This window comes from Methylobacterium crusticola, assembly GCF_003574465.1.
Classification (GTDB): domain Bacteria; phylum Pseudomonadota; class Alphaproteobacteria; order Rhizobiales; family Beijerinckiaceae; genus Methylobacterium; species Methylobacterium crusticola.
This window is the reverse complement of record NZ_KZ984681.1, coordinates 1-3,291: the sequence shown is the minus strand read 5'-3', so window position 1 is coordinate 3,291 and position 3,291 is coordinate 1. Positions and strand designations below refer to the sequence as shown.

General features: G+C 61.3%; 2 tRNA genes and 2 rRNA genes. All 4 read left to right on the top strand.

The features are described from left to right. A 16S ribosomal RNA gene (locus DT057_RS05830) occupies nt 1–253 on the top strand; the annotation flags it as partial. Between the two features lie 165 nt (nt 254–418). Further along, nucleotides 419–495: transfer RNA gene (locus tag DT057_RS05825), tRNA-Ile, on the top strand. A 58-nt stretch (nt 496–553) separates the two neighbouring features. Then, nucleotides 554–629, top strand: a tRNA-Ala gene (locus DT057_RS05820). A 439-nt stretch (nt 630–1,068) separates the two neighbouring features. After that, nucleotides 1,069–3,291: ribosomal RNA gene (locus DT057_RS05815) — 23S ribosomal RNA — on the top strand; the annotation flags it as partial.

Genomic DNA, 3,291 nt, shown 5'->3' with positions numbered 1-3,291 from the left:
CCGTCTCAGTTCGGATTGCACTCTGCAACTCGGGTGCATGAAGGCGGAATCGCTAGTAATCGTGGATCAGCACGCCACGGTGAATACGTTCCCGGGCCTTGTACACACCGCCCGTCACACCATGGGAGTTGGTCTTACCCGACGGCGCTGCGCCAACTGGCAACAGGGGCAGGCGACCACGGTAGGGTCAGCGACTGGGGTGAAGTCGTAACAAGGTAGCCGTAGGGGAACCTGCGGCTGGATCACCTCCTTTCTAAGGATGCTGTCCGATGCGGTCCCGGCCTTGTGCCGGGGGCGCTCTCACGGCGTCGTTTAGATCACGGGACCAGTCAGGTCCCACAAGGCGGGACGCGCCGTCTTCGTTTCTCTTTCTCGTTTTCCGGACAGGCCGGGTTCCGCTTACGCGGAGCCGAGGCCCGGGCCTGTAGCTCAGGTGGTTAGAGCGCACCCCTGATAAGGGTGAGGTCGGACGTTCGAGTCGTCACAGGCCCACCAGGATCAGGTGGCGNNNAGGCCCACCAGGATCGGGCGGCCGCAGGACCGCTCCCAGCACGGGGCTGTAGCTCAGTTGGGAGAGCGCGTGCTTTGCAAGCATGAGGTCGTCGGTTCGATCCCGTCCAGCTCCACCACTCCCGCGAGACCGCGGCGGCAGGCGCCGCCGCGGCCGGGGAGGGGCAGCGCGCCCGTCCGGAAAGCAGACAGGAATTCGCGGCACGCAGGCGCCTCAGGCGCGCGGTCCNCCGCCGCGGCCGGGGAGGGGCAGCGCGCTCGTCCGGAAAGCAGACAGGAATTCGCACTCCGCCCCACTGCGCGATAGCGCACGGGAGGAATGCGGATGTTTGACATCGTGAAGAGGGAATGCGTCCCGCTGCCCCGGCGAGAGCCGGGGATCGGGACACGTTCGGCAAGCATAAGGCGGTAGGGCCCGAGAGGGCCCGGCCGCCGGTCTTTATCGTGACCGTGACGCGGCGGGAGGCTGATCAGCCCACANGCCGGTCTTTATCGTGACCGTGACGCGGCGGGGGAGGCGGATCAGCCCACCCCGCCCCGGACACCGATCATGAGAGCGATCAAGTGCCTTAAGAGCATCTGGTGGATGCCTTGGCGCTGAGAGGCGATGAAGGACGTGGTACGCTGCGATAAGCCTTGGGGAGCCGCGAACAGGCTGTGATCCAGGGATCTCCGAATGGGGAAACCCCCCTTCGGCCCAGCCGTATCCCGTGCCCGCGGGCAACCGCGGGTGGGGGCTACGGTTGGGCCCATGAAGGGATCAGGCCCTGAATGCAATAGGGGTTTGAGGCGAACCCGGGGAACTGAAACATCTAAGTACCCGGAGGAAAGGACATCAACGAGACTCCGTCAGTAGTGGCGAGCGAACGCGGATCAGGCCAGTGCCTGGCATGAGTTTACCGGAACGGTCTGGAAAGGCCGGCAGAACGGGTGACAGCCCCGTACGGGACGGACGAATGCCGGGCCACGAGTAAGGCGGGACACGTGAAATCCTGTCTGAAGACGGGGGGACCACCCTCCAAGCCTAAGTACTCCTCAGCGACCGATAGCGAACCAGTACCGTGAGGGAAAGGTGAAAAGCACCCCGACGAGGGGAGTGAAACAGTTCCTGAAACCGGATGCTTACAAACAGTGGGAGCCCAAGATTCGTTCTGGGTGACCGCGTACCTTTTGTATAATGGGTCAGCGACTTAAAGTTACGAGCGAGCTTAAGCCGGTAGGCGTAGGCGCAGCGAAAGCGAGTCTGAACAGGGCGTTGTGCGATCTTTGATCGCCCAGTTCGTGGCTTTAGACCCGAAACCGAGTGATCTAGCCATGCGCAGGATGAAGGTGCGGTAACACGCACTGGAGGTCCGAACCAGTGCCCGTTGAAAAGGTCTTGGATGACGTGTGGCTAGGGGTGAAAGGCCAATCAAACTCGGACATAGCTGGTTCTCCGCGAAAGCTATTTAGGTAGCGCCTCGCGTGTATGCCTTGCGGGGTAGAGCACTGGATGGGCTAGGGCCGCCCACAGCGGTACCGCACTCAACCAAACTCCGAATACGCAAGAGCTTGCGCGGGAGACACACGGCGGGTGCTAACGTCCGTCGTGGAGAGGGCAACAACCCTGACCGACAGCTAAGGCCCCCAATTCGTGGCTAAGTGGGAAAGGATGTGGGAATCCCAAAACAACCAGGAGGTTGGCTTAGAAGCAGCCATCCTTTAAAGAAAGCGTAACAGCTCACTGGTCTAGTCAAGGGTTCCTGCGCCGAAAATGTAACGGGGCTCAAGCCACGAGCCGAAGCTTCGGGTGCATCGTGAGATGCGCGGTAGCGGAGCGTTCCGTAAGCTGATGAAGCGGCACCCGCGAGGGGCCGTGGAGGTATCGGAAGTGCGAATGCTGACATGAGTAACGACAAAGAGTGTGAAAGACACTCTCGCCGAAAGTCCAAGGGTTCCTGCGTAAAGTTAATCTGCGCAGGGTTAGCCGGCCCCTAAGGCGAGGCCGAAAGGCGTAGTCGATGGGAATGGGGCGAACACTCCCCAGCCAGCGGATGGTGACGGATGCCGTGTGTCGTTCGACCTTATCGGATTGGTCGGGCGGCGAAGGGGTCCCAGGAAACAGCCTCCGCGCGAGACCGTACCCGAAACCGACACAGGTGGACTGGTAGAGCATACCAAGGCGCTTGAGAGAACGATGCTGAAGGAACTCGGCAATTTGCCTCCGTAACTTCGGGATAAGGAGGCCTCCAGGGTGCGCAAGCATCTTGGAGGGGCACAGACCAGGGGGTGGCGACTGTTTATCTAAAACACAGGACTCTGCGAAGTCGAGAAGACGACGTATAGGGTCTGACGCCTGCCCGGTGCCGGAAGGTTAAGAGGAGAGGTGCGAGCCTTGAATTGAAGCCCCGGTAAACGGCGGCCGTAACTATAACGGTCCTAAGGTAGCGAAATTCCTTGTCGGGTAAGTTCCGACCTGCACGAATGGCGTAACGATCTCCCCGCTGTCTCCAGCATCGGCTCAGTGAAATTGAATTCCCCGTGAAGATGCGGGGTTCCTGCGGTCAGACGGAAAGACCCCGTGCACCTTTACTGTAGCTTTGCGCTGGCCTTCGTGTCGGCATGTGTAGGATAGGTGGTAGGCAATGAAGCCCGGGCGCCAGCCTGGGTGGAGCCGTCCTTGAAATACCACCCTTGGCGAGATGGTGGTCTAACCGCGGCCCGTGATCCGGGCCCGGGACCGCGCATGGCAGGCAGTTTGACTGGGGCGGTCGCCTCCCAAAGAGTAACGGAGGCGTGCGA